This window comes from Staphylococcus sp. HMSC072B07 (genome assembly GCF_001815505.1).
Classification (GTDB): domain Bacteria; phylum Bacillota; class Bacilli; order Staphylococcales; family Staphylococcaceae; genus Staphylococcus; species Staphylococcus simulans.
On the sequence record NZ_KV820915.1, the window covers coordinates 177,434 to 203,153 of the forward strand.

At 35.4% G+C, this 25,720-nt stretch carries 23 protein-coding genes; 10 read left to right on the forward strand and 13 right to left on the reverse strand.

Features of this window, described 5'->3' with window-relative positions; all coding sequences use genetic code 11:
• Nucleotides 1–14 precede the first annotated feature (14 nt).
• Nucleotides 15–569, forward strand: coding sequence for a TetR/AcrR family transcriptional regulator (locus HMPREF3031_RS08220; protein WP_002479693.1), 555 nt, complete (start codon nt 15–17; stop codon nt 567–569).
• Nucleotides 570–660: 91 nt separating this feature from the next.
• Here the strand turns inward: HMPREF3031_RS08220 and HMPREF3031_RS08225 are convergent, their stop codons facing one another.
• The 3 genes from HMPREF3031_RS08225 to HMPREF3031_RS08235 form a co-directional block, all read right to left on the reverse strand.
• Entirely contained in the window at nt 661–1,881 is a 1,221-nt protein-coding gene (locus tag HMPREF3031_RS08225; protein WP_070684081.1) for a putative multidrug effflux MFS transporter TcaB, read from the reverse strand.
• Between the two features lie 166 nt (nt 1,882–2,047).
• Nucleotides 2,048–3,391: a TcaA second domain-containing protein gene (locus tag HMPREF3031_RS08230; RefSeq protein WP_002479695.1), complete on the reverse strand. Its 1,344-nt coding sequence runs from the start codon at nt 3,389–3,391 to the stop codon at nt 2,048–2,050.
• Between the two features lie 316 nt (nt 3,392–3,707).
• Nucleotides 3,708–4,166, reverse strand: coding sequence for a MarR family transcriptional regulator TcaR (locus HMPREF3031_RS08235; RefSeq protein WP_002479696.1), 459 nt, complete (start codon nt 4,164–4,166; stop codon nt 3,708–3,710).
• A 167-nt stretch (nt 4,167–4,333) separates the two neighbouring features.
• On the opposite strand from HMPREF3031_RS08235, the gene HMPREF3031_RS08240 reads away from it, so the two are divergent.
• Entirely contained in the window at nt 4,334–5,323 is a 990-nt protein-coding gene (locus tag HMPREF3031_RS08240; RefSeq protein WP_002479697.1) for a YdcF family protein, read from the forward strand.
• A 159-nt stretch (nt 5,324–5,482) separates the two neighbouring features.
• Here HMPREF3031_RS08240 and HMPREF3031_RS08245 read toward each other — a convergent pair whose 3' ends face one another.
• Nucleotides 5,483–6,172, reverse strand: a complete 690-nt coding sequence (locus tag HMPREF3031_RS08245) for an ABC transporter ATP-binding protein (RefSeq protein WP_002479698.1) — start codon at nt 6,170–6,172, stop codon at nt 5,483–5,485.
• A complete protein-coding gene (locus HMPREF3031_RS08250; protein WP_002479699.1) occupies nt 6,172–7,230 on the reverse strand; it encodes an ABC transporter permease in 1,059 nt (352 codons plus the stop codon). The genes HMPREF3031_RS08245 and HMPREF3031_RS08250 overlap by 1 nt, the downstream gene beginning before the upstream one ends.
• A 155-nt stretch (nt 7,231–7,385) precedes the next feature.
• On the opposite strand from HMPREF3031_RS08250, the gene HMPREF3031_RS08255 reads away from it, so the two are divergent.
• Nucleotides 7,386–8,060: a response regulator transcription factor gene (locus HMPREF3031_RS08255; RefSeq protein WP_002479700.1), complete on the forward strand. Its 675-nt coding sequence runs from the start codon at nt 7,386–7,388 to the stop codon at nt 8,058–8,060.
• Nucleotides 8,053–9,462 carry a sensor histidine kinase gene (locus tag HMPREF3031_RS08260; RefSeq protein WP_061054608.1) on the forward strand — a complete coding sequence of 470 codons (1,410 nt, stop codon included), beginning with the start codon at nt 8,053–8,055 and terminating at the stop codon, nt 9,460–9,462. Before HMPREF3031_RS08255 ends, HMPREF3031_RS08260 begins: the two co-directional genes overlap by 8 nt.
• A gap of 59 nt (nt 9,463–9,521) precedes the next feature.
• Here the strand turns inward: HMPREF3031_RS08260 and mqo are convergent, their stop codons facing one another.
• The gene (mqo, locus tag HMPREF3031_RS08265; RefSeq protein ID WP_002479702.1) at nt 9,522–11,009 is read right to left on the reverse strand and encodes a malate dehydrogenase (quinone); all 1,488 of its coding nucleotides are present in this window, start codon (nt 11,007–11,009) and stop codon (nt 9,522–9,524) included.
• Nucleotides 11,010–11,346: 337 nt separating this feature from the next.
• On the opposite strand from mqo, the gene HMPREF3031_RS08270 reads away from it, so the two are divergent.
• Complete coding sequence (locus HMPREF3031_RS08270; RefSeq protein ID WP_002479703.1) at nt 11,347–12,504, forward strand: glycosyltransferase; 1,158 nt, start codon at nt 11,347–11,349, stop codon at nt 12,502–12,504.
• A 75-nt stretch (nt 12,505–12,579) separates the two neighbouring features.
• On the opposite strand, the gene HMPREF3031_RS08275 is transcribed toward HMPREF3031_RS08270, so the two are convergent.
• Nucleotides 12,580–14,181 (reverse strand): L-lactate permease, encoded by a 1,602-nt coding sequence (locus tag HMPREF3031_RS08275; RefSeq protein ID WP_002479704.1) that lies wholly within the window; start codon nt 14,179–14,181, stop codon nt 12,580–12,582.
• 327 nt (nt 14,182–14,508) lie between these two features.
• Between HMPREF3031_RS08275 and HMPREF3031_RS08280 the strand changes: the two genes are divergently transcribed.
• Nucleotides 14,509–16,227, forward strand: coding sequence for a CDP-glycerol glycerophosphotransferase family protein (locus HMPREF3031_RS08280; protein WP_002479705.1), 1,719 nt, complete (start codon nt 14,509–14,511; stop codon nt 16,225–16,227).
• Between the two features lie 93 nt (nt 16,228–16,320).
• On the opposite strand, the gene HMPREF3031_RS08285 is transcribed toward HMPREF3031_RS08280, so the two are convergent.
• Complete coding sequence (locus tag HMPREF3031_RS08285; RefSeq protein ID WP_002479706.1) at nt 16,321–17,079, reverse strand: hypothetical protein; 759 nt, start codon at nt 17,077–17,079, stop codon at nt 16,321–16,323.
• Nucleotides 17,080–17,297: 218 nt separating this feature from the next.
• Between HMPREF3031_RS08285 and HMPREF3031_RS08290 the strand changes: the two genes are divergently transcribed.
• Together HMPREF3031_RS08290 and HMPREF3031_RS08295 are read left to right on the forward strand one after the other, a co-directional pair.
• The gene (locus HMPREF3031_RS08290; RefSeq protein WP_002479707.1) at nt 17,298–18,290 is read left to right on the forward strand and encodes an acrylyl-CoA reductase family protein; all 993 of its coding nucleotides are present in this window, start codon (nt 17,298–17,300) and stop codon (nt 18,288–18,290) included.
• 173 nt (nt 18,291–18,463) lie between these two features.
• Entirely contained in the window at nt 18,464–19,822 is a 1,359-nt protein-coding gene (locus HMPREF3031_RS08295; RefSeq protein ID WP_002479708.1) for a glucose transporter GlcP, read from the forward strand.
• A 57-nt stretch (nt 19,823–19,879) separates the two neighbouring features.
• Here HMPREF3031_RS08295 and HMPREF3031_RS08300 read toward each other — a convergent pair whose 3' ends face one another.
• The 3 genes from HMPREF3031_RS08300 to HMPREF3031_RS08310 all read right to left on the reverse strand — a co-directional run bounded on the left by HMPREF3031_RS08300 (nt 19,880) and on the right by HMPREF3031_RS08310 (nt 22,054).
• The gene (locus HMPREF3031_RS08300; protein WP_002479709.1) at nt 19,880–20,917 is read right to left on the reverse strand and encodes an NAD(P)/FAD-dependent oxidoreductase; all 1,038 of its coding nucleotides are present in this window, start codon (nt 20,915–20,917) and stop codon (nt 19,880–19,882) included.
• 156 nt (nt 20,918–21,073) lie between these two features.
• On the reverse strand, nt 21,074–21,514 hold the full coding sequence (locus HMPREF3031_RS08305; protein WP_002479710.1) for a DUF2871 domain-containing protein: 441 nt from the start codon (nt 21,512–21,514) through the stop codon (nt 21,074–21,076).
• A gap of 93 nt (nt 21,515–21,607) precedes the next feature.
• Nucleotides 21,608–22,054, reverse strand: coding sequence for a MarR family winged helix-turn-helix transcriptional regulator (locus tag HMPREF3031_RS08310; protein ID WP_002479711.1), 447 nt, complete (start codon nt 22,052–22,054; stop codon nt 21,608–21,610).
• 163 nt (nt 22,055–22,217) lie between these two features.
• On the opposite strand from HMPREF3031_RS08310, the gene HMPREF3031_RS08315 reads away from it, so the two are divergent.
• A complete protein-coding gene (locus HMPREF3031_RS08315) occupies nt 22,218–23,153 on the forward strand; it encodes a magnesium transporter CorA family protein (RefSeq protein WP_002479712.1) in 936 nt (311 codons plus the stop codon).
• A 69-nt stretch (nt 23,154–23,222) separates the two neighbouring features.
• Here the strand turns inward: HMPREF3031_RS08315 and HMPREF3031_RS08320 are convergent, their stop codons facing one another.
• Nucleotides 23,223–23,786 (reverse strand): LOG family protein, encoded by a 564-nt coding sequence (locus HMPREF3031_RS08320; protein WP_002479713.1) that lies wholly within the window; start codon nt 23,784–23,786, stop codon nt 23,223–23,225.
• Nucleotides 23,787–23,910: 124 nt separating this feature from the next.
• Here HMPREF3031_RS08320 and HMPREF3031_RS08325 point away from each other — a divergent pair, with 124 nt between their 5' ends.
• Nucleotides 23,911–24,249 (forward strand): DUF4889 domain-containing protein, encoded by a 339-nt coding sequence (locus HMPREF3031_RS08325; protein WP_002479714.1) that lies wholly within the window; start codon nt 23,911–23,913, stop codon nt 24,247–24,249.
• Nucleotides 24,250–24,367: 118 nt separating this feature from the next.
• On the opposite strand, the gene HMPREF3031_RS08330 is transcribed toward HMPREF3031_RS08325, so the two are convergent.
• On the reverse strand, nt 24,368–25,645 hold the full coding sequence (locus HMPREF3031_RS08330; protein ID WP_002479715.1) for a cation:dicarboxylate symporter family transporter: 1,278 nt from the start codon (nt 25,643–25,645) through the stop codon (nt 24,368–24,370).
• Between the last annotated feature and the right edge of the window lie 75 nt (nt 25,646–25,720).

The following is a 25,720-nucleotide window of genomic DNA, read 5'->3' on the forward strand; positions in this document are numbered from 1 at the left end:
GAAGAGGTGCAGAGATGAAAAAGCGTGCTCGAATCAAAATATTTATAAATACAATTGGTCTGATGGAAAACTATGCGCCAGAAGAAATCACAATTAAAATGATTTGCGCATATAGTGGTATTAACCGTTCTACTTTTTATGACTACTTCCAAGATAAATACGATTTATTTGAACAGATTCAAAACTATCACATGTCGCGTTATCAAAAGTTAATGCACATTGTATATCAAGATTTTGAAACCATTAAAAAGGATAATCAAAAGCTGCTTCAGTTTTTCCGTATTATCTTCAGATACATTAATCGATTTCAACGATTTTTTCGTGCCATCTTTGTCACACATCCACAAAAAGATGTGATTATTAAATTCGTCACTTTTACACATGAATCTTACGAACGATTGTTGAATGATTATACACGTATTTCAGATAAGATTTACTTTGCACATTACTTAATCGGAGGCCAATTAGGTGTAATTCATACTTGGTTAAGACGTGATTGTACAGAAGCACCTGAAGCAATGGCACAAACGATGTTAGTCAATACTATTAAAATGAGACAACAAGCTTAAAATACTCAATAATAAGCAAAGAGGAAGCGTCTGACGAAGACACTTCCTCTTTTTATATGAATAAATAAAACAACTGCTTTATATATTTTCACTACTCATTCTCTGATAGCGGCTGCGCAAAGACTCTGGCAGTAATCAAATGAAGTATTATTAATACTATTGATGCGATAAAAATGATAATTAAATAAGGGATATAACTGCTTTCACCCATTAAACCGACTAACGGTGTACTGATGCCTCCGATTAATGTTTGAACTAAACCGAGTAAACTAGAAGCACTGCCCCCGCCTCCTGTACGTTCATCCATCGCCACTGAAAATCCAAGTGTTGCGATACCTGTTACTGGGCTGACTAACACAAAGAAAGCTATGAATAAAAAGAAAATGGGCGAGTGGAAAATCAGCACAATTGAAATCAAGACAACTCCGACGAGTTGAACCCAAGTATAACCACGCATTATTGATAAAGGTGAAAAGTAATCAACTAATTTACCAGATAATTGTGATGAAATAATCAAGCCGATACCATTCACTGCGAACATAATACTGAACGCTTGTGGTGAAAGTGTATAAATACGTTGTGTAATAAAAGGAGAGGCTGAAATATAACTGAATAAGATCACAAAAGTCATACCTTGAAGCAACATCGGTAAAACAAATCTCGGGCGCTTCAACAAACGTTTGAATTGAATTAAAATTGATTTGATATCAGCTGGCTCTCTCGCTTGCTTACTTAATGATTCTGGCACACGTATAGAGGTACTGAATACCATAAAAATCCCGAAAATCGTTAAGATAATAAAGACCATATGCCATGTTGAAAATAATAGGATAATGCCGCCCAGTGCTGGCGCAATCACAGGTGCGACACCATTCACCAACATTAAAACAGCTAGGAATTTTGTTAAAGCTTTTCCATAATACATATCACTGGCAATCGCTCGTGAAATCACCGCAGCTGCCCCTGCACATAAACCTTGAATCAATCTTAAACTGATCATCATCGTGATATTCACTGAAAAAACAATACCTATACTTGCGATAGTATAGATGACCATCACTATAATTAAAGGTTGTTTTCTTCCATAAGCATCTGATAAAGGTCCCATAATCAAATTACCAAACGCTAATCCAACCATAAATAAAGTCAGTGTTAATTGTGCCGCAGATGCAGTTGTATTAAAATCCGATCTGATTTGCGGCAGCCCTGGTAAAAACATATCGATGGATAACGCACCGATGGCTGTCAGCGCCCCTAAGATAATAATCAAAAATATAGGCGGTCGCTTTTGATATGTATGTCCCTGACTCACAAACAATCCCCTTCTTTCTCTCTGTACAATTCAATTAATATCCTCATGTTATACCGATAGTCAAAATAATACAATGAAAATAAAACACGTATTTCAAATAAACAAAACTACAAGTGACGTATATTAAATAAACTCCTCTCTATCCAATGGATAAAAAGGAGTTTATTTATGATTGAGAGCTGATAATTTTCAAGTCGTCAGTACTTGGTATCTGACCCGATTTATGATTATCATCTAAAAGTTTATAGGTTGATTTAACCCATACACCTTGGTTATTTAAAGTTAAGACTTCAGCGTAAACGTGCGCCCCTTCAGTCGTTACATCAACGACTTGGGGCGATTGGTAAAAAGACGCTGCACCTTGACCTGTTTGAATCAAATGTTGTGTCTGTTTATAATTATCCGTTCCTGATTTTAAAAATGGAGAGACACTTGCGAAGTTATTATTCGTCGACGCTTCATTTAAAGCTGACGTATATTTATCAAAGAACCGAGACAATTTATTTTTTAAACTGTTTTCCTCTTTTTCTTTCTCTTCAACATACTTCTCAATTTTTTCTTTTTCGAAGTGTAACGTCACAGGGGTATTCTCTTTTAATTCATTCGGATAAATTTTTATGCTGTCAGATTCGAATGTTCTGCCTTTGACTTTACCTTCTGCTGATACTTCAACTTCATCAGTTACAGGGTAAGGTCCATATAAACGTGTGTGATCGTAATTGTAAGACTTACCATTAATTTTTACTTTCGTATGCTTACCTTCTAATTTATTGGCACCTTCTAACTTGATGTTTAAATTCGCCTCAGGGAATTTTTCATGAACATCGACTGTTTCGCTGTTACTATTTTTAAATGAGAAAGTCAAATAACCACTGAATTTACCATTAGCTGTTTCTTTTGTTGCTGGAATTTTATAATCACCTGGAATAAAGTTACCTAACATAGTGGCTTCATTAGCTTCTGCGATAACTTTACGTTTTCGATCATCCGCTCTAAAAATATACGTTGTTTTCGTTTTAGGTTTAATAATCGGTTTCTTAGTAATCGTAGTGAAACTGATATTATCAAAGAAAATAAAACGGCGGCCATTTTTAGTAATGCGCAGTATTTTATTGCCATCAGGTGTTTTAATAAAGCTGGCATCTTTGTCGTTACGGTCTATGTTGCGTATCGTCTCTTGCAGTTCTTTATCAAACTTATTCTGGCCAATTTCGCTTTTTATATATTTAATGTACGTTTCCGCTTCATACGTACTTACTTTATTCTCACGTGTACTTAAAATCGTCGCAATACGTTGTGTATCATTATTCTTCACTGCATTCGCTAAGATTTTTGCTTGTGCTTCTGGTGTATTGAAATTTCTCAACAAGAAAAACAGAATAATCAATAAGATAACGATAAAAATACCGATACCCCACGGCACCATTTTACGTAGATTCTGATTTGTGCGCATACGTTGTTCACGCGTTTTGCGGCTTTCATTAGAATCCGGCTTTTCGGATTGCCCCATTGACAGTTCACCTCGTTTCAATACTTTCAAATTTTATTCACATTTCCCAGGAAATGTTGAAACTAACTCGATTTTCTATGTAAAGAATGTTTGTTTTTCTTAAATTTTATGTAACCCGCACAAATTTTACAGGTATTGCACAAAAAAGTAAAACTAAAACCGACATTTCTTCTGTAAAACTGTTGGATAGTTCTATTATAATAGACTACACAATAAAATTATATCAGTATTTAGCCTTATGTCCTTTTTTAACAGTAATTATGACAAAAATCGGTACACTTTGAAAAGGTACCGATTTTTATCAATGCTATTTGATTTATCGAATTTTAGAAATATATTCTTTAATACGTTGATCGATAATTCTTAAGTTTTTAGCTGTTTCTTCTATTTGTGATTGTGATATATCTTGAAGCAAGTATGTAGAAACATCATTTACAATCACTTTAGTACGTTCTATATATTCGCGACCATTGTCAGTAAGTCTCACATACTTCAAACGTTGGTCTACGTTTTCATTTTGTTTTACAAGTTCAACTAATTCAAGATTAATTAACTTTTTAATTCGACGACTGATGGCAGCTTTATTGACACCTTGTTTTTCAGTAATTTCTGAAAGTGTCAAAGATTTATTATTGTCTAGTAAAAATAAAGCTTGAGATTGTTCAATCGAAATATGATATTCCTTACGTAAACCTTCTAGCAAACTTGCCATGAGGGTATTAATATCTTCGATAAACATTGCCATAAACTGCGTGTGTTGCTCAATGTTTTCCATGATTTTCTCCTTCATAACTATAAAAATTTCTTATTGCATCTCAGTATGAGAACCTTTTTATTCTACATATTAAACAATCCGTATATCTAATCATATCATATCTAAAGTAACATAAGGCGAAATAGGGTAAGATTAGAAGAAGGAAATTTATTATATAGAGGTTAATTATGCTATTACTTTCACTCATATTAAGCCTATTGATTTTATGTAGTTATATCTATTTATACTTTAATCACTATCGCTTTTTAAATATACAATCCTTTTTCATTACTCTGGTCTTAGGATTCATCATATTATTTATTCATTTAATCACGCGTACATTGCCTTATGATTTAGCCAGCGTATCAATAATAGGTGCCTTACTTTTATTATTCAAGCATCGGGCTATTTTAGTTTGGAAAAGTGCACGTATGTTCTTCACAAGAATTTTGGGTCTGACTTTAGCTGTTACTTTCTTAGCATTGGCTTTAAATTTATTAAGTCATATTCCAGTACCCGTGCTGAATGCACTTTTCTTATGGATCGGTTGGATTACTATCAGTACACTCTTTGCCTTAGTCCACTATTTAAGTTGGTCTTCAGCATTTAGTATGGTCGTACTGCCAGAACCGATTGATGTAATCATTGTACTAGGTGCAGGTTTATATCGCAATCAAGTGACACAAATGCTGGCTTGGCGCTTAGATCGTGCAGTTGCTTTATATCAAAATCATCTTGGCAACCCTTACATTGTAGTCAGCGGCGGGACTGGTGAAGGAGATAAAGTGTCAGAGGCTGAAGCCATGCAAGCGTATTTAATTGAACAACACATTCCAGAAGATCGTATTATTTTAGAAGATCAATCACATAGCACTTTTGAAAACCTGAATAATACAAAAGCACTTATCAGCAATCAAGTTTTTGAACACATCGCTATTGTCACGAGTCAATTTCACATATTACGCGGCTTGCGTTTTGCACAAGTTCTTAAGATGAACGCAGTCGGTGCTGGCAGTCGCACACCTTATCCATTTTTTGATACAGCATTAATCAGAGACTTTTTTGCTTTGATGTATTGTTATAAACTGTTATTAACCATTTATTTCGGTGCTTTGTTCATTGGCAGTATGTTCGTTAAGCACCCTATATTACTTGAATTCTTTTTATCTATGTTCTAACTCATATAATGCTATGTATATAAATAAAAAAGTTGAGGTCTCACCTATTTTAGGTTTGACCTCAACTTTTTTTACATTATTTTCCCTTAATCATGTTTCCCCAATTAACGCGATTAATCATTGGCTACTATTATGAGCGTTAATTATATTTGACTGTGTTTATACTTCTTCACTGTCATCTTTTTTATTGATAATTTTACCATCGAACAAGTCAATGACACGGTCTGCATAATCAAAGAGTCTTGTGTCATGTGTGATAAGAATTCCGACCATATCTTCATTTGTGATACGTTCTCTGATCATTTCAGTTACTTCTGTTGCACGGTGGGCATCTAAGCTTGCTGTTGGTTCGTCAGCTAAGATGATTTTTGGATTATTCATGAATGCACGCATAATCGCAACACGTTGTTTTTCACCGCCAGATAACATAAACGGATAAGCATCTAAACGATGTTTCAAACCGATTTGGTCTAATAATTGCTCTGCACGTGCTTTCGCATCTTTTTTAGACATGCCCGCTTCTTGTCCTACTAATGTCAATTGGTCTCTAACTGACAAGTAAGGTACTAAATGCGAAGCTTGGAAGATAAAGCCAATTTCAGTTAAACGCATATCTGAGTTTGTTTTTTCTTTTGAGAACAATGGCGCACCATTGTAGATAATTTTACCTGTATCTGGATCTTGTAGACCACCTAAAATTGTTAATAACGTTGATTTACCTGAACCTGAAGCACCGCTCAAGATAACGAATTCTCCAGTTTTAACTTCAAAGTTAACACCTTTTAAAACATCTGTTTTAGCTTGGCCAGTACCGAATGATTTTGTAATATCTTTAACTTCTAAACCCATTATCCTTCACCTCCGATTGCTTCGATTGGATTTACTTTAACGAGTTTAATGAATGATAATGCTGCACCGATAATTGCAACGACTACGAAGACGCCTACTACAAGTAACATGTTGCCTGCAGTTAAGTGGAACGGCATACTTACTGGCATTATCATACCTAAGCCACTAATAATCAGTAATGAAACAACCACACTAATCATTGTAACAAGTAAGATTTGGAATACTAATGATGATAACAAGTGTCTTGTTTTGATACCGATAGCTTTTAAAATACCGATTTCAGAGATTTTTTGAATTGTCATAACGTAGAAGAATGCACTTAAGACAATTGCTGAAATCACGTATAAGCTGACAATCATCATTGTTAATGGTGCTTGCTCTGCGTTGTAACTTGGAATATTGTCAGTTAAGTCTTTTTCAGTTACTACTTTTGCACCGTTAATGTCATTAATTTTTTTCTCATCTGCTTTAGATACATCTTTTAATGGATAGAATGTTGCTGCTTTTGGCACTAATTTTTCAAACGTATCGCCTGTTGTCATCACTGCAGATGTGTGTGAATACATTGTGTCTTCTAATAGACCTACAACTTTATAATCTTTGTCACCATTCTTGAATGTTACAGTGTCACCTTTTTTCACACCATCAGCTGTTAATTTTTTATTAATAACAACTTCATTATCAGCATTTGGATAATGACCTTCTGATAAAGCTGGTTTGAAGTCTTTACCAGGATTAATCAACATGATGTCTAGGTCATTTGAATTCTCGCTTTTCATTGATTGCATTCCGATTTGGAATGGCTCTGCGTTGACTACATTCTCGATGTCTTTTTTCTCGTCTGGTTTAAGCGCTGATTTTTCAATCACCGGCTCTTTCATATCTTGTACGACGTATTTTTCAGCATTCATATTATCTAACATAGAAATGTTTTCGCGTCCAAGCCCTTGTGCGAGTCCGCTAATGAATAATACCATGCTAGCCAGTAACAAGATAATCAGCATTATTAAAATATATTTGAACTTATAGAATACGATCTCTTTCCATGCTAACTTCATATTATTGACTCCTTTTTCTTTTATGATACTTATATTGTAAGCAGACTTTATGAACTCAATATGAACAAGCCGAAACTTTTGTTCATTTGATATATTTGTGTCACTCAGTTACTGAAAGGTATAATTAATCTAAATGATTACTAGGAGTGATAAGGATGACAACATGTCTCATTGTCGATGATGATTATCAAATCCTTCATTATGTATCTTCCTATTTAGAACGTGAAGGTTTTAAAACATCCACGCATTCCAATGCGCGTGATGCCTTAAACTATTTAGAAACACATCAAGCTGATATTGCGATTGTCGACATTATGATGGATGGCATGGATGGCTTTGAATTATGTAATGAAATAAAAGCTTCTTATGAAATGCCGGTCATTATGTTGACCGCACGTGATGCTTTAAGTGATAAAGAAGAAGCTTATTTAACGGGTACTGATGACTATGTAACCAAACCTTTTGAAGTACAAGAACTCATCTTCCGGATCAAAGCTGTTTTAAGACGCTATCAAATTAATGCGGAAAATGAATTAACCATTGGTAACTTAAAACTGAACCAATCTTATTTAGAAATTGCTTGCGATACAAAAACAATGACCTTACCGAATAAGGAATTTAACTTACTCTTCTTATTAGCAAGTCATGAGAAACAAGTTTTTTCACGAGAAGAATGTATTGAACGTGTATGGGGATTTGATTATGAAGGGGATGACCGTACGGTTGATGTGCATATCAGACGCTTACGTAACCGTTTAAAGAAAATCGGCAGTAATGTCACGATTGAAACGGTCAGAGGCTTAGGTTATAAGGTGGAAGTTCATGTTTAAATCACTTTATACACGGATTGCAGTCTACACGATTGTCATTTTATTACTCAGCGCTGTCGCAAGTTTTATTTTGACCAATGTTTTGTATCACGTTGCTTTGAAACCCTCAAATGACCATAAGATTATGACCACCTTACAAGAAGCTAAAAAGTACCAAAAAGAATCCCATACAACTAATATGAAAGCCTACTTCAAACATTTAAGCGAACTGAACTTCCAGCTTGTCACTGTCGATCAAAAAGGTCATAAAACTTTTTATGGCGCAAGTTTCAGACGCGATACACTGACTCAAGAGACCATTGATAGTGTATTGAAAGGACATAATTATCACGGAATTAAAAACCATCCCTACCAACTCTTTGTGACAGGTTTCTTTGATAATGAAACCAACAATACTGTCGGCACACGCTTTAAGACACCAGAAGGTAATGTAGCGGTGTTTATGCGTCCTGATATCGGTAAATCATTCAGTGAGTTCCGTGTGTTCTTAGCAGTATTAATTGTGTTATTACTCATGATTGCGATGGTACTGATTATCAGTTCAACTTACACGTTAATCAAACCAATTACACAACTTAAAAATGCAACTAATCGTTTGATGGAGGGTGACTTTAGCACATCGATAGAAACGACACGTCACGATGAACTTGGTACACTGCAATATCGTTTCGAACAAATGCGTGTGTCACTTAAACAACTTGATGACATGCGTCAGCACTTTGTTCAAAATGTTTCGCATGAAATCAAAACACCTTTAACACATATCCATCAGCTGTTAGATCGTCTCAGTCAAGCGAAAGACGACGAAACGAGACAGTATTATATAGATGAAATCCATGCGACAACGAGTCGTCTCAGTAATTTAACGCGAGCATTATTATTGCTTGCAGAGTTAGATAACAACGACCACTTAGATTATGACGATGACGTTGAAATTACTCAGATGCTGCGTTTAATGGTGCGTCACGAACAGTATGCAATTGACGCCAAAGACTTATTAATTATGACTGATCTTGAACCAATTACAGTCAAAGGTAACTATCGTCTGCTTTATCAGGCATTTCATAATATATTGACCAACGCAATTAAATATACTAAACAAGAAGGCAGTATTGATATAGATGTATTCTCTGAAAATAATACAACTATGATTTGTCGTATTACAGATGATGGTCCAGGTATGTCAGAGGATGTACAAGCTCATCTTTTCGAACGTTTCTATAAAGGAAATTCTTCTGCGACAAGCAATGGCTTAGGTCTAGCCATCGCACAAATGATTATGCGTTTGCATGGTGGAGATATTAAAGTAGAAAGTATACTCGGTGAAGGCAGTACCTTTATTTTAAGTATGCCGTTATCACAAGCAGATAACACACCTACTTTGGAACCATTAAATCAATAAAAAACAAAAAGCGCTTCAGTATCAGAATTAAATCTGACTGAAGCGCTTTTTTTTATGGCTTATTTTTGATTATTTAATTTCAAATAATGTTCAACATCCGCTTTAACTTCTTTATATAACTCTGGGTTTTCCGCAAGTTTTTGACCGAATGATGGAATCATTTCTTTAATTTTTGTTTCCCACTCTGGGAATTCATGTTTATAGCTACGTTGTAAAATATCTAACATTACATCCACCGCTGTAGAAGCACCTGGTGATGCGCCAAGTAATGCGGCAAGCGAACCGTCTTCAGAACAAATAACTTCTGTACCGAATTGTAATGTACCTTTACCTTTGTCTGTATCTTTGATGACTTGAACACGTTGTCCTGCTACGACAATATCCCAATCTTCTTTCTTCGCATTCGGGATAAATTCACGTAACTCTTCAATACGTTCATCATCTGACAACATTAATTGTGAAATCAGATATTGTGTTAATTTCATTTCTTTCGCACCTGCAGATAACATCGTCAATAAGTTGTTGGGTTTAACTGATTTGAATAAGTCCATGTTTGAACCTGTTTTTAAGAACTTAGGTGAGAATCCTGCAAATGGACCGAATAATAATGATTGTTTACCGTCAATATAACGTGTATCTAAATGCGGTACTGACATCGGCGGTGCGCCTACTTTAGCTTTACCGTACACTTTCGCATTATGTTGACTTACAATTTCAGGATCTTGGCAGACTAAGAATAAACCGCTGACTGGGAATCCGCCGATATGTTTCGATTCTGGCAGATGTGTTTTTTGAAGCAATGGCAAGCTAGCGCCTCCAGCTCCGATAAATACAAAGTCAGTAATATAAGTTGTTGTTTCTTCTGTTTTTAAGTCTTTCACTTTAACTTTCCAAGTACCATCTTTACGTTGTTTTAAGTCTGTAACTTGATGCTCATACTCTACATCGACTTGGTTTTGTTGTAAGAAGTCAAATAGTTTTTGTGTTAAAGCACCAAAGTTAACATCTGTACCTGTCTCATCACGGCTGACTGCAACTGGAATATTGTTATTTCTGCCTTCCATCATTAAAGGCAACCATTTTTCAATTTGGCTTTTATCTTCTGTCATTGTCATTTCATTAAATAATGCATTTTCTTTCAATGCTTTGACACGACGTCTTAAGAAATCTACATTACGCACACCGATACAGAAACTCATATGCGGTACCGTATGAATGAATGCTTCTGGCTGTGTCAAATTACCGTGTTTTACTAAATAAGACCAGAATTCTTTAGAAACTTGGAACTGTTCATTAATTTTTAAGGCTTTAGAAATATCCAAAGAACCGTCAGGCATTTCTTTCGTATAGTTCATTTCGCATAGTGCAGAATGCCCTGTTCCCGCATTATTCCATGCATTTGAACTTTCTTGTGCAGATGCGTCCAACTTCTCAAATACTTTAATTTCTTTTTCTGGTGCAACTTTCTTTAGTAATGTACCCAATGTCGCACTCATGATTCCGCCACCAATTAAGATGACATCTGTTTTGCTATGTTGTGAACTCATAACAAATACAGCCCCCTTTTTCATAATGAAGATGACACCTTCTTAAGTATGTCGTTCTCTTCTCTCAACCCTCTCTTGAGAAAGCGCTTAATTAAACACTTAAAAAAATAACACACCTAAGTCATGCCTGGATATTGTTGCTAAGTGATTTCGTTCTATTCCTTTATTATATACATAAACAGATTAAGACAAAAGGGGGAAGGTGCTTAAACACGAAAATATGATTCATTTTGTTTTAAGTGCAGGTTAAAAATATATTGCAAAGCATGTACCTTTGTATTGCATAGTTTGAATTATGCTATAATTAAACAGAAATATACAGGAGGGGTGACACCACGTGAAATCTATCACTTTTTTAATGCACAACATTTATTCAATGGGCGGTACTGTCAAGGCCGTAACACAACTCGCAAATGTGTTGGCAGTGAAAGGTCATAAAGTGGAAATTATATCAGTTTTCAAAGGAAGTAAAGCACCTTATTTCAAACTGCATCAAGATATAGAAGTCAAAGCATTGGTCGATTATAATTTAAAACCTCATAACTTAGTAGATATCTTGATGAATCGTCTACGTAAATGGACACCATTCCTCAAGCCGCAACTGATCACTCAAAATGAACCTGGCTTATCGCAATTTTCAAGTCATGTTGAAAAGAAAATCGTTCATGCGATTCAACATGTAGAAACAGATGTGTTAGTCGGTACACGTGCCAGCTATAATTTGCTGCTTGCAGATTATGCACCTGACCACGTCCTAACTGTCGGCATGGAACATATGAACTGGGAGGCTTACACTAAGAGTTATCAACAAGAAATTAAATCTGCTTATGAACGATTAAATCGTATTACAGTCTTAACGGATGCTGATCGCAAAGCATTCAAATCAATCATTGACACCCCTGTCTATGTCGTTCCAAATATGATGAATGAACCTCGTATTGAAATTCCAAAGAAACCGCAAATTATTGCGGCCGGAAGATTAGAATATGAAAAAGGTTTCGATCTTTTATTACGCAGTGTAGAAATGATTCAAGACAGTTTACGTGAAATGAATTTCACTGTACATATCTATGGTGATGGTCAACAAAAACATGACCTCGAAGAATTCATTTCACAACATCAATTAAAAGATATTGTACAGTTGCATCCTGCTACATTGCATCTGCCATTACGTTTGGCTGAAAGTATGATTACAGTAGTACCATCTCGTAATGAAGGGTTTGGTTTAGTCATTTTAGAAGCCATGAATCAAGGCAGCATCGTAATCAGCTTTAAAGGTAATACAGGACCTGAAACTTTAATTCAATCTAACCAAAATGGATTCCTGGCTGAGTATCAAAATATATCTTCCCTTTCAGAACACATTTTAAATGTAATGTCTGCACCACCTTCTGAACAAGGAAAGATTATCGAAAATGCTTTTGCGACTGTTGAAACTTATTCAGCAGATAGTGTCTATCAAGATTTTGCGAAAGCATTAGAAACATCTGAATAATTAGTTATTGTGATAAATATAGAAGCGGAGCCGAAATTATTTCGGCTCCGCTTCTTTTATTTTCATTGTTACCTATTACAAAATTAAAGATAAGATTAATGTCCAGATACAGATGAAGATTAACATGCCTACACTGTAACGTAATGACATTTTTAAGAGTTCAGACTCTTTACCTACTTGTTTAACGGCTGCTGTCGCAATCGCAATAGATTGTGGAGAAATAATTTTTGCTGCTACCCCACCTACTGTATTTGCTGCAACTAATAAGCCGCCGCTAACGCCAATTTGACTAGCAACTGAAGCTTGAATTGGTGTGAACAATGAGTTGTTATTAACTACTGAACCTGTCATGAATACACCGATCCAACCTAATACTGGTGAGAATAATGGGAAGATACCGCCTGCTTTAGAAATACCTTGTCCCATTGCAGCACTTAAACCGCCATAAGTTGTTAATTTTGAAACAGCTAAGATGAAACAGATTGTGACAACTGAAATCCATAATTCTTTAAATGTTTCACCTAATAAACTAAATGCATCTTTAAAGCCAGTTGTTTTAGATAATAATACAGTAATAATAATTGTTAATAAAATTGCTGTACCTGTATAACCTAAGATATTCAAGTTCAACACAATAGCTTTTTTAGTCACTTCACTATAAGTACCTGGCACTGTAAATTTAGCTGCTAAGAAGCTTAATGGTTTGCCCGGTAAGAATAAGCCTTTAAAGAATGGCATACTCCAAAACATAATTAAGATTGTCAAAATGTAGAATGGACTCCATGCATACATAATTTGTTTAAAGTTTAATTTTTGTGTAACCGGTGGTTTCACGTTTTCGTCAATACGGAAGATATGTTTCGGCTGCATTTTACGACTCATAATAGCTAAAGCACCCATTGCTGCTAAAGGTGGTAACACGTCTGCTAACTCTGGACCTTGGAAGAATGTTAACACACCTTGGAAACCAGCATATACCACTGAAACCGTTAAGATAAATGGTAGTGTTTCTTTAATACCTTTGAAACCATCAATGATAAAGACAATTAAAAACGGAACAAAGAAGTTGATGAATACTAAAGTTAATGTTGAATAAGTTGAAACTTCATGTGCAGTAATACCGCCATGTAAATTCAAAGTATCAATAACGGCAACAGGTAAACCAATAGCCCCGAATGCTCCTGCTGCTGAGTTAGCGACCAAACATAACATCGCTGCTTGTAATGGTTTAAAACCAAGATAAATTAATAAAATCGCACAGATTGCAATCGGTACACCGAAACCTGCAACCCCTTCTAAGAACGCGTTAAAACAAAAACCGATTAACAATAATTGCACACGTTGGTCTTGAGAGATTGTAGCGATACTATCTTGAATCATACTGAACTGACCAGTTTTTGTTGAGAGTTTATAAAGCCAAACTGCCATAATAACGATATAACCAATTGGGAACCAACCTTGGAAGAATCCCTCGATAACCGCCCCAGTGGCCATCGCTCCAGGAAGTTTAAAGATAAATACTGCAACAACCATTGTGATGATTAATGTTGTTAATGCAGCATAAATTCCTTTCATTTTGAAGATTGTCAAACATAGCAAGAATAAGATAATTGGCACACCTGCTACGAGACTTGAAATAAGTAAATTGTGGAATGGATCAAATGAAGATACTAACATTTCTGTCGCTTCTTTCTGTAGTTTATTTTGTGTTTATATTTATTTGCAAAATCAAATTTAGTCTTGTGATTTATTTCACATATAATATAACACGATTTATGGAGCTGTTCAATTAGTTTTTCGTAATTTTTTCAAACTGTTTTTTGCTTGGAAACCCTTACATACCAATGTATTCGCTTACATCATAAAATGTTATGAATCATCTGTATTAGTCAAAATTTAAATTATAATAGTACAGTTTAATTAATAACGTATACGTCTTGTCATTCACAGTTTGCAGTCAAAATGTTAAAATATAGTTTAATATAATCAAACTGAGGTCATAATATGAAAATATTAACATCAGAATATCAATCAAATGAAAAAATGCGCATTAACCTTCAAGAAGCCTTAGCTAAAGGTTACACGCATTTTATTCCTTCTGATTTAAATATAGATATTTATCCTGATCAATTAGAAGCATTGAAACACCATGAAACACAAAACTCAATCGTTGTTGACTACACCATCGATCAGTACTATCAAAATGATTGTCGCTATTTTGGAAATCAGACAATCAACTTTAATACTTGGATGAATAATATTAATCACTTTCCTAATCTTATTTTCAGTATTCAGCAAGTATTAGACGTTATAGATGAAATACACTGTGAAACGGCTTTTGATTTAGCAATTGGCCTGTTATTAAATCAAAACGTAGAAACAAATGGTCACGTAATCTTTGATTTTAAACATACAATCCGTACTTCCCAAACATTCTATCAAAGTATTAAACAACATGAATATAACGCAATTACACAATTTAATTTAAATAAATTAGCTTACTTACATCATCAAAAACCACCGTTTAAGTTCCGCAATTTAGCTTTACCTGAGCCTGAACGATTTGTCGATTCACTACTTTGGAAGACACATTTTATGTTGCCGCACTTTATAACACGTTCAGTACTCAGTCGCAGTATTGAAAAGCATCAAAGCATGAGCAATATTTATGAAAAACAAGCAATGGAATTAAACGGTGCTGTCGTTTTCTTAGGATTTGATTATGGCTTTAGAGGCAACTCTCGCTATTTATTTAATTATTTTGCTAAGCATTACTCTAAATATCCTGCTTTCTTTATCACAAATGATGCCACAGGCCCGCACTTTGTATCACCAGAACATGAAGAAGCACAAGAACTAATTGAAAATGCGGAAGTTGTCGTCGCTGAAAGTTATATACCCGATCACATCAAACCGAACGGTACAATCATTCAATTGTGGCATGGCACGCCTTTAAAACAGTTATTCTTAGACAGCTCAGAACCTTATCAAAATAAAGAAATTTATAATTATCGTGCACGAAAATACAACAAGTGGCTACATCAAAATTACTTTATATGCGATAGTTCTCATGCAGCTGATTTGTTTAAATCAGCCTTCCCTATGCAATATACAGAAGTTGTCGCATGCGGTTACCCACGTGTCAGATATTTATTAGATAAATATAAAGAACAAACTTATGTTCAATATATGAAACAACAACTTAAATTAGACCCTAACAAACCGACGTTACTTTACTTGCCGACATGGAAAACAGATCCACAACCAAACGATATGTTACCACTTTCTGAGTCATTGCTTGACCATTATAATGTGATTTATCGTGGCCATATCGAAAGTAAAGAAGCTGAAACACAATTACCGCAAGCAGTCATTCAACCTGCTGCTCAAATTGAGACACAAGATTTATTACTTGCTTGTGATGTATTAGTCAGTGACTATTCGTCAGTTGTCTTTGATGCATTAACTATTGATAAAACCGTTGCGCTTTATACTCCAAACCTTGAACACTATCAAACAGAACGCGGTTTATACCTAGAAGTTTGGCAAGACTTTGATAAAGTCACGTATCGAGATGCTGAATCATTAACCAAAGCACTCATAAACCAAGAAATTCCTCATATTGCAAGTGCATACATTAATCGAGATAATCATTCATTTGAAACTATCGCAAGCTTGATTGTACAACATTTACCTAAACGTCAAAAAAGACGTAAAAACTAAAAAAATATTAAAAAGGCTCAGCATATTTCGTGCTGAGCCTTTTGCATGATTATCTTATGTTCTAATTATTTGAACTTAAAACTAAATACTATATTATTGACCTGCTTGATATGCTGGATCTAAAATTGCTGCCTTACCTTGTTGGTCGACTCTAACTAATGCATATGTGCCAGGTTGTGCTTGATTTGCGAAACTGAACACATAAGAATAGCTACCGTCACCATTATCTTGTACGCCAAAGTCATTGTAAGGGTTAGATTGACCATTTAAGTTGTTGATTTCATTTTGTGCAGTTTGTAGTGATTGCGGGAAGTTCGGCAATACTTTTAAAGTAGATTGATCTACTGGTGCTTTACCAATTGTACGTGCTGCAGGTGCTGTATTTTGACCTTGATAAGGTGCTACATAACCTGTTTGATTTGTACCTTGGTTTGATGCTTGGTTAGCATTTGTTTGATTTGATGTTTGCTGTGTTGCTTGTTGGTTATTGTTGCTATTTTGACCATTATTGGCACCTGATGTTTGAGAAGCTTGTTGATTGTTATTTGATTGTTCAGAAGTCGCATTTTGATTGCTGTCATTGTTTTGCGCATCTGTTGATTGTGACTCGTCTTGTTGCGTTTTGTCATTGCTTTGTTCATCATTTGCTTGTTCATTGTTTTCTTTTTCTTTATTGCTGTCTTTATCTTTGCTGCTTTCGTTGTCTTTGTTCTTTTCTTTGTCTTGATTAGATTTGCTTTCTTGTGTTGTTTGATCTTTGTCTTTGTTGTCTTCCTCTTTCTTGCTGTCATCATTTCCACAAGCTGCTAGCACTAAAGATAGCGTTAAAACGCTGGCAAATAACTTTTTCATTCTGTTCTCCTCCTTGAGTGGCTTTCAATCTTTTAAATGTATTATCCCTTAACTTATACACTTCCATTATATTCTATAAACATCAAAATTGTAAAAATTCTTTTAAGAAAATATTATTATGACAGATATTTATCATTTAGCTACAGCAACCTGTTTGTTGTTCTGGCTACTTCGTGATACTATCGCTTTAGTTTATTTATTTGAAAGGGTTGATAAAGATGCCTGAGACATTTAAAGCATATTATGCAGAAAAAGAAGGCAAAGAAATCCATACTGAACTTAAAGATTTACCCATGGATACAATAGATGAAGGAAATGTATTAATCAAAGTCGCTTACTCCAGCATCAACTATAAAGATGCGCTAGCAGCTAAAAAAGGTGCGGGAGTCGTTAAAAACTATCCGATTATTCCAGGTATAGATTTAGCAGGTACAGTTGTAGAGTCTGAGACTTCTACTTATAAAGAAGGCGATCAAGTTATTGTGACAAGCTATGATCTAGGTGTATCTCATCATGGAGGACTTAGTGAATACGCACGTGTCAAAGAAGAATGGATTGTACCGCTTCCTAAAGACTTAACATTAGAAGAAGCCATGATTTACGGTACTGCGGGCTATACTGCAGCATTAGCCATCCAAAAATTAGAAGACAATGGCTTAACAGTAGAAGGTTCACCTGTACTTGTACGTGGCGCCAGTGGCGGTGTCGGCAGTTTAGCTGTCATGATGCTAAGTAATATCGGTTACAAAGTCATCGCAAGCACAGGCAATAAACAAAATGCAGATTACTTAAAATCAATCGGCGCAACAGATGTGGTCCCACGTGTCGAAGATACCTCAGACAAACCATTAGACAAAAGAGAATGGCAAGCAGTGATTGATCCTGTCGGCGGCAAACATGTCGGTGACATTGTAAAACGCCTGCAAAATAGAGGCAGTATTGCGTTAATCGGCAATACAGCAGGTCTGGCATTTGAGACGACAGTCTTACCATTCATTTTACGTGGTAACAGTATTTTAGGTGTGGATTCAGCAGAAACACCTATGAAAGTCCGCAAACAAATTTGGCGCAGATTAGCTACTGACTTAAAACCAGAAGCACTGCACTCTATTAAACAAGTCATTGATTTCAATGACGTGCCAGAAGCAATGGATAATTTATTAAATAATCATAGTGCTGGTCGTTATCTCGTGAAGATTAACGAAAAATAATTTAAATACTCAATCAGACAACTCTTATTTTGGAGTTGTCTTTTTTTACTAAAATGGTAATTACATTTAATTCTATTTTACTTTATTGTACTAATGGAAATATATTGATATTTACTTTAATTTTATGAAAGCGTATACTGAATTTACGATAAAAATAACCAGGAGGACTCATAATGAGTAAAACGTTTAACAAAAACCTCATCTTTTTCATTGGTGCACTAGGCGGATTACTATATGGCTATGATATGGGTATTATTTCAGGTGCCCTGCTTTATATTCCAGATGAAATCCCGCTAAACGGTACCACACAAGGACTTGTCGTTTCATCAATGCTGATTGGTGCAATCTTCGGTTCAGGTTTAAGTGGACCTTCATCAGATAAATTAGGTCGACGTCGCGTCGTCTTTATTATCGCAATTATTTACATAGTAGGTGCATTAGCTCTAGCACTTGCGCCTAACTTAACTATGTTAGTCATCGGTCGTTTAGTAATTGGTTTAGCAGTCGGCGGTTCAACAGCTATTGTGCCAGTTTATCTATCCGAAATGGCACCGACAGAATCACGTGGTTCTTTAAGTTCATTAAACCAATTAATGATTACAATCGGTATTTTAGCATCATACTTAACAAGTTACGCTTTCGCAGGTGTCGAAGGCTGGAGATGGATGTTAGGGCTTGCGGTTGTCCCTTCTGTCATCTTATTAGTCGGTGTTATCTTTATGCCGGAAAGTCCAAGATGGCTGCTTGAACATCGCGGTGAAAATGCGGCACGTAAAGTAATGGCTTTAACGTTCCCTAAAAATGAGATTGATCATGAAATCTCAGAAATGAAAGAAATCAATGCGATTTCAGAAAGTACATGGAAAGTATTAAACTCACCATGGTTACGTCCAACGATTATCATCGGTTGTGTCTTCGCATTGTTCCAACAAATCATCGGTATTAACGCAATTATTTACTACGCACCGACTATTTTTGTTAAAGCCGGTTTAGGTGACTCTGCTTCTATCTTAGGTTCAGTCGGTATCGGTACAGTCAACGTACTTGTGACAATTGTAGCGATTATGATTATTGATAAAGTAGACCGTAAGAAATTATTAATTATCGGTAATATCGGTATGGTCGCATCATTAGTCATTATGGCATTACTGATTTGGATCATGGGTATCCAATCAGCAGCTTGGATCAGCATTGTTTGTCTTACAATCTTTATTATTTTCTTCGGCTTCTCTTGGGGCCCTGTACTTTGGGTAATGTTGCCGGAATTATTCCCAATGCGTGCACGTGGTGCCGCAACAGGAATCGCTGCTTTAACACTTTCAATCGGAAGTTTAGCAGTCGCACAATTCTTCCCAATGTTAACTGATGTCTTACCAACACATGGTGTCTTCTTAATCTTCGCAGTAATTGGTGTGTTTGCTTTATTCTTCGTAGCAAAATACTTACCAGAAACTCGCGGACGCAGCTTAGAAGAAATTGAAGCAGAATTACGTGAACGTACTTCAGCTACAACACCAGATTTAAATAAATAGATATAAACATTTAAAGGGATGTCCTCTCACGTTCGAGAAGACATCCCTTTTCTACTGTTATGATTCATTATATTGTTTGATAATTTCTTTGTTTTCTTCTTTAAATGCCTCGTTATGACTTGAGACATAACCCTCTTTCGCTGCCTCTGGTTCAATATATTGTTTTGCGAGGTTTGCGGCATTCCCTGCATCACTAAAGGCACTCGCAATTAAGTGTGCTTTGGCATCATGATGAATAATATCACCACAAGCGAAAATACCCGCTTCACTCGTTTGTGCGTTACCTTGTCCTTTAATTTGATAATCATTCATCATTTCTAGTTTAGTTGAAGCATCTTCTAACAATGGATTTTCAATATCAAAGCCATGACTGATAATGACATCATCGACTTCTAAAGTTTCCGCTTCTCCTGTCGCACTATTTTCAATGACTACTGAAGCAATATTCTCTTGTGCTTCATCCCCGATCAACGCAGTGATTTGACTATTTGGATGTTGAATCACACCAAATGTTGCGAGCTTATCTTGCATCGCTTCAAAGCCTTTTAACTGATCCTTACGATATATCAAATGCACACTTTCTGCATATGGCGCTATTTCACACGCCCAATCTATCGCAGAATTGCCAGAGCCGGAAATTAATACACGTTTATTTCTAAAGCGTGATAATTTTTGTACGACATAATGCAAGTTTGAGATTTGATAACGACTCGCATCTTTAATATCTAAGGGTTTCGGATGGATAATTCCTCCGCCAATAGCAATAATGACTGCTTTAGATTCATATACATTGCCTTGATCTGTTGTCACTTCAAAATGACGTTCTGCAACTTTATGAATATCCATCACACGCTCTTGTAAGCGTACTTCTGGATTGAAATGCAGGCCTTGATCAATAATATCTTTCGTAATTTCAAAACAAGGTTTCGGTGCGACCCCACCGATATCCCAAATGATTTTTTCAGGATATAAACACATCTTGCCACCTAATTCTTGTTGTACATCTATTAAACGCACACTCATGCCGCGCATACCTGCATAAAAACTTGCGTATAAACCGGCAGGTCCTCCGCCGATAATAGTTAAATCTTTCATAGTTATGCTTGCCTCCTAGTTTTTCTCTGTGCTGCATAATCATTAATTGAAAATTGTTCTCACTTATATTTTACATGATTTAGTTGTATGAGGAAAACTTTAGCTATAAAAAAAGAGACACAACACAAATAGTCGTATCTCTTTTTAAAATAAAGATTAGAGTTTTTTATTTTGGTTGGTTTGTCCTTCAATAGGATGTGTTAAAATTGCTTTTTTCAATAGGAAGAACAAGATAATAAAGCCGGCTGATAATGTCATGTGACCTAGTCCTGCAATTCCAGCAATACCTGGTGAAACACTTGCGCCAGTCACTTGCATTGTCCCTTTAATGCCTTGTAGTGCGACTGTCACAATCAAGCCGATATTATAAACATAATAGAACCAGTTAAATAAGTAGTATTTACTGATTGAGAACAGTTTTTCAAAGACTAATAAGATTAGGAACATAAACATACCAAGCATTAGTATGTGTGTATGCACAATCGCAAGTTGTGTTTTGCCTGTAAACTCAAAGGCTTTTGTCAATTCACGATAATAAACACCTGATAATAAGCCTATAATTGTATAAGTTAAAAATGTATACAGAATTCTACGCATACCTAAAAACCCTCCTTTTTGCATCACTCATTATTATAACTGACAGCAACGCTTTCAGAAAGTATCGCGTTATTATTCACGAATTATACACAACTAGAATTCTTTATCTTCTTCATTTAAGGTATTTAGATTATCTTTCATTTTAAATAATATCTCTTTTAATGCCGCTTGGTCAGCTTTTGGAATGTCTAAAAATAAAGTAGATTCCACTTCATCTAAGATTTCAATAATTTCTCTGACATCTTTTTTTGCGACTGCAGTTAAGACGACATCTTTTTTACGTGTATCATTTTTATCACTGATACGTTCTATTAAGTTTTTATTTTCTAAACTTCTCAATGCGCTGCTCACTGTTGGGCCTTTACGATTAAAAATATGAATTAAATCATTTTGCGGAATGACGCCTGTGTCACTTTCAAAAATATAACGTAACGTTTGCGCTTGTTCTAACGTAATATCGTATACACCTAACAATTGGTCAGCTTTTACTTTCATTTCATTTGTAATCATACGTAATAAGTATTGGATTGTCGTTGCCATGTGTCGCATCTCTCCTTATTTAGACTACACAAATCATTAAATTATGGTACTATAATTAAGCACATATCAAATAAATCGAGCAAAGCGTTCTCTATAGTTTTAACTTAAACGATAGATATTAAACCTTGCATGTTTGATTTACACACAGAAAGGAAGCTTCAGAATGATTACAGCTTATAAACATAATGTTCATCAAGATATTCATACCACTTCCTTAGAGGAAGCTTTATGGATTAATATTACCGAGCCCTCGAGAGAAGAAGTAGAATCTTTGATTGAGCGCTTTAATATTCCAGAAGACTTCTTAAAAGACCCCTTGGATGCGGATGAAAGCGCACGTGTCGAATTTGATGACGAAACAGGTTATTCTTTAATCATCATCGACTTTCCAATCGTCAATAATACGAACAATAAAATTATTTCGTTTATGACAATTCCACTGGGTATTATTATCGGACACAGACGCATTATGACGATTTGCGATCATGAAGTTGATTTCTTAGATCACTTTGCGAAATCTAGTCAAAATCTGCATTATCGCAGTCAATTTGCGTTGAATATCTTATTAACCATTTCAAACCACTACAACCGTAATTTGCGTTTATTGAATAAATCAAGATTACGCATCGAACGTGAATTGAAGAAAAAAGTAACGAACAAACAACTTTATAACTTGATGGAAGTTGAAAAGAGTTTGGTTTATTTCTTAGCTGCATTGAAAGGTAATGAAGATGTCTTCAATAAACTTTTCAAACTGCCGCCGATTAAACGTTTCGAAGAAGATGAAGACTTGATTGAAGACTTATTTGTCGAAACAAACCAAGCCATTGAAACAACAGAGTTGCATACACGTATCTTAGAAAGTATCACGACTTCATATGAATCTCTGCTTTCAAATGATATGAACAATATCATGAAGACTTTGACACTCTTTACAGTCTTCTTGACGTTACCGACTTTAGTATTCAGTTTCTTCGGTATGAACGTACCGCTTCCGCTTAACGATCATAGCCCGACTTCTTGGATTGCGACACTCGGTATCTCTATGATTATCGTTGCGATTGTCTTTTTACTTTTATGGCGCAAAGGCAAAATCTGACCTAGTTTCAAACTAAAAGATAGACATCATGTATCAAAGTAGTCATTATTTTGATACACGATGTCTATTTTATTTATATTGACGTATATGCGGTGGCTGATAGTCTCTCAAAAAGGCTGCTAATGTTTCAAAATCATTTGTGAATAAAATCAAATCTCTGTCTGCCTGACTTAAAAAACCTTCCTCAACCATTTGGTCATAAAACGCTTCGATTTTGTCATAATAACCATTCACGTTCCAAAAGATACATGGATTAGCATTTTGACCGATTCTTGCCCAAGAAACCATTTCCGTAATTTCTTCTAACGTTCCTGGTCCCCCAGGTAAAGCTAAACAAGCATCTCCTTTATCTAACATAGCTGCTTTACGCTCAGCCATGGTATCAACAATTATCAATTCATCTAAACCTTGATGTGCAATTTCTTTTTCCTCTAAGAATTTCGGCATGACACCTACCACATGGCCTTGATGTTGTTTAACCGTATCTGCGAGATGTCCCATCAAACCGACATTGCCGCCGCCATAGACTAAGCCATAATTGTGTTGTGCCATCCATGTACCTAACGCTTCTGCTGCTTTTAAATACACTGGATTTTGTCCTGTGCTTGCACCGCAATAAACAATAATATGCATCGTGCTCTCTCCTTTTGACTAAGTTACACTTCATTATAACAAATATAACCATGTTGTTATTCATTGCTTTTTTTATCATTTTTCGGTATATCTATTAACAGATAAAGAAAGGAGTTTCACACATATGAAAAAGAATGGCAAAACATTAGGTATATCACTGATTGCGCTTTTAACAATCGCATGTATCGTATTAGTTATTATGATCTTTGCTTCTGGTGAAAAAGAAACATATTACGGGATTATGAAAGATAATCAAACGGTTGAAAAAATGATCAGTGAAAAAGATAATCACATTGAGAAGAATGTTAAAGTTGATTCTGACGATCAATTTAAGCCTAAAAAAGGCGACTTTGTGGTACTTGTTAAAAAAGTAGGTACTGATGAGTTCAGTAAGAAAAAAGTGGTAGAACATGATGATATTCCACATGGTTTAATGATGAAGATTCATGATATGCATCATTAAGCATACGAAAACACCGACGTTTTTACGCCGGTGTTTTTTTAATAGTTTTACAAATATTATGTCAGAAAATTTAAATTTAGAGTCAGGTTTTAACAACCTCTCTATATGTGTGTATTGCTTAAATAGATTTTAAGTAGTCTTCAGATTTTTGTTTATCGAAGACATTTTCCCATTTCGCAATAACGACTGTTGATAATGCGTTACCGACTACGTTAACGCATGTACGAACCATATCCAGAATACGGTCCACACCGATGATTAATGCAAGACCGGCTGCTGGTAAGCCCATAGAACCTAATGTTGTTAAAAGTACAACGATTGAAGTTCCCGGCACCGCTGCCATACCTTTTGATGTAATCATCAATGTAAAGATTAATACAAGTTGTTCACCTAAACTTAAGTGAATACCATACATTTGTGCAACGAACAATGCGGCGATTGATTGATACAGTGCTGAACCATCTAAGTTGAATGTGTAGCCGATTGGAATTACAAATGATGTCACGTCTCTCGGAGAACCGAAGTTTTCCATTTTTTTCATCATAACTGGCAATACTGCTTCTGAACTTGAAGTTGAGAATGCCAATAAAATTTCACTTTTCAATACTTTTATAATATCAAATACACTGATGCCGCATAATTTAGCTACAATGCCCAATACTACTACTACAAAGAAGACCATTGCGCCGATAACAACAGCCACTAATTTCAATAGTGGAACCAATGCTGAAGCACCAAATGTCATAATTGTTACACAAATAAATGCGAATACGCCTAGAGGCGCGAGTTTCAAGATTTTATTGATCATCCAGAATGTCGCTTCTAACACTCCGCTTAAGAAAGCTTTAACAGGCTCTCCTTTTTCTCCGATAGCTGCAATTCCTAATCCAAAGAATACAGCGAAGAAGATAATCGGAAGCAATTCGCCTTTAGCTAATGCTTCGAAAAAGTTCGTCGGAATGATATTAACAATGGTATCAATAAAATGATTGCCATATGTAGAATGTTCAGCTGCATGTGCTGATGATTCATATTTAGTAATATCACCTTTTGGTAATTTGTTCGGATCTAGTCCCGTCCCCGGTTTAAAGATATTCGCGAACAAAACACCTAATGCAATTGCGATAGTTGTAATCACTTCAAAGTAAATAATTGTTTTAAGTCCATAACGTCCAACTGTTTTAGATTCACCTACACCTGAAATAGATATGGCAAGCGAACAGAAAACGACTGGAATAACAATCATTTTAATTAAGTTTAAAAATATATCACCAAGCGGTTGTATATAATTCGCGATGTCTTTTTGTCCATAAAGCAATAGTCCTACAACAACACCAAGAACAAGCGCGATCATAACCTGCACTGGTAAACTTATTTTTCTCTTAAATATAGCCATTGATGCATCTCCCCTTTTTCTGACATTGTTTAATTATATCAGAAAATAAATAATTAGGATAGAAAAATTTAAAAC

Excerpts from the sequence above, each read along its gene's own strand:
- HMPREF3031_RS08315 (WP_002479712.1), top strand. The coding sequence starts at position 22,218 with ATGATTACAGCTTATAAACATAATGTTCATCAAGATATTCATACCACT.
- HMPREF3031_RS08295 (WP_002479708.1), top strand. The coding sequence starts at position 18,464 with ATGAGTAAAACGTTTAACAAAAACCTCATCTTTTTCATTGGTGCACTA.
- HMPREF3031_RS08305 (WP_002479710.1), bottom strand. The coding sequence starts at position 21,514 with ATGCGTAGAATTCTGTATACATTTTTAACTTATACAATTATAGGCTTA.
- HMPREF3031_RS08330 (WP_002479715.1), bottom strand. The coding sequence starts at position 25,645 with ATGGCTATATTTAAGAGAAAAATAAGTTTACCAGTGCAGGTTATGATC.
- mqo (WP_002479702.1), bottom strand. The coding sequence starts at position 11,009 with ATGAGTTCACAACATAGCAAAACAGATGTCATCTTAATTGGTGGCGGA.
- HMPREF3031_RS08310 (WP_002479711.1), bottom strand. The coding sequence starts at position 22,054 with ATGGCAACGACAATCCAATACTTATTACGTATGATTACAAATGAAATG.
- HMPREF3031_RS08255 (WP_002479700.1), top strand. The coding sequence starts at position 7,386 with ATGACAACATGTCTCATTGTCGATGATGATTATCAAATCCTTCATTAT.
- HMPREF3031_RS08325 (WP_002479714.1), top strand. The coding sequence starts at position 23,911 with ATGAAAAAGAATGGCAAAACATTAGGTATATCACTGATTGCGCTTTTA.
- HMPREF3031_RS08260 (WP_061054608.1), top strand. The coding sequence starts at position 8,053 with ATGTTTAAATCACTTTATACACGGATTGCAGTCTACACGATTGTCATT.
- HMPREF3031_RS08275 (WP_002479704.1), bottom strand. The coding sequence starts at position 14,181 with ATGTTAGTATCTTCATTTGATCCATTCCACAATTTACTTATTTCAAGT.
- HMPREF3031_RS08245 (WP_002479698.1), bottom strand. The coding sequence starts at position 6,172 with ATGGGTTTAGAAGTTAAAGATATTACAAAATCATTCGGTACTGGCCAA.
- HMPREF3031_RS08235 (WP_002479696.1), bottom strand. The coding sequence starts at position 4,166 with ATGGAAAACATTGAGCAACACACGCAGTTTATGGCAATGTTTATCGAA.
- HMPREF3031_RS08230 (WP_002479695.1), bottom strand. The coding sequence starts at position 3,391 with ATGGGGCAATCCGAAAAGCCGGATTCTAATGAAAGCCGCAAAACGCGT.
- HMPREF3031_RS08250 (WP_002479699.1), bottom strand. The coding sequence starts at position 7,230 with ATGAAGTTAGCATGGAAAGAGATCGTATTCTATAAGTTCAAATATATT.
- HMPREF3031_RS08285 (WP_002479706.1), bottom strand. The coding sequence starts at position 17,079 with ATGAAAAAGTTATTTGCCAGCGTTTTAACGCTATCTTTAGTGCTAGCA.
- HMPREF3031_RS08220 (WP_002479693.1), top strand. The coding sequence starts at position 15 with ATGAAAAAGCGTGCTCGAATCAAAATATTTATAAATACAATTGGTCTG.
- HMPREF3031_RS08320 (WP_002479713.1), bottom strand. The coding sequence starts at position 23,786 with ATGCATATTATTGTTTATTGCGGTGCAAGCACAGGACAAAATCCAGTG.
- HMPREF3031_RS08240 (WP_002479697.1), top strand. The coding sequence starts at position 4,334 with ATGCTATTACTTTCACTCATATTAAGCCTATTGATTTTATGTAGTTAT.
- HMPREF3031_RS08280 (WP_002479705.1), top strand. The coding sequence starts at position 14,509 with ATGAAAATATTAACATCAGAATATCAATCAAATGAAAAAATGCGCATT.
- HMPREF3031_RS08290 (WP_002479707.1), top strand. The coding sequence starts at position 17,298 with ATGCCTGAGACATTTAAAGCATATTATGCAGAAAAAGAAGGCAAAGAA.
- HMPREF3031_RS08300 (WP_002479709.1), bottom strand. The coding sequence starts at position 20,917 with ATGAAAGATTTAACTATTATCGGCGGAGGACCTGCCGGTTTATACGCA.